Origin of the sequence: Corallococcus interemptor (assembly GCF_003668875.1) — a bacterium.
In the GTDB taxonomy this organism is placed as follows: Bacteria; Myxococcota; Myxococcia; order Myxococcales; family Myxococcaceae; genus Corallococcus; species Corallococcus interemptor.
The window spans coordinates 1-500 of the sequence record NZ_RAWM01000309.1 but is presented as its reverse complement, the minus strand read 5'-3'; the positions used below and the strand labels follow the sequence as shown (position 1 = coordinate 500).

The window sequence follows — 500 nt, the reverse complement described above, 5'->3', positions numbered from 1 at the left end:
GGGCGTCGAACTGCTTGGGCACCAGCTTGATCGGCATGAACAGCTCGGCCAGGCCGGTGAGTTCGGCGGTGGCCTGCTTGCTGCCGCGACCGTGCTTCTTCAGGGCCTTCTTGGCCTTGTCGAGCTGCTCGGAGACCGCGGTGAAACGCAGGCGGGCTTCTTCCGGATCCGGACCGCCGTCGCCTTCGTCGTCGCTGTCGCTGCTGTCGTCGCTTTCTTCTTCCTCGTCGTCCTTCTCTTTCGAGTCGGCGGAATCGTCCTTCAGGTTGACCGGCTCCACCTCTTCGGCGGGCAGGCTGCCGTCATCGGGATCGATATAGCCGCTGAGGACGTCGGAGAGGCGACCGCCTTCGGCGACGATGCGATTGTAGTCGGCCAGGATGCTGTCCACCGTGCCCGGGAACTGGGCGATGGCGCTCATCACTTCGCGGATGCCTTCCTCGATGCGCTTGGCGATTTCGATCTCGCCTTCGCGGGTCAGCAGTTCCACGGTACCCATT

The 500-nt window shown here is 64.0% G+C and carries 1 pseudogene; it reads right to left on the bottom strand.

From position 1 onward, the window contains the following. Positions 1-490: pseudogene (locus D7X96_RS39170) on the bottom strand (hypothetical protein); the annotation flags it as partial. Between the last annotated feature and the right edge of the window lie 10 nt (positions 491-500).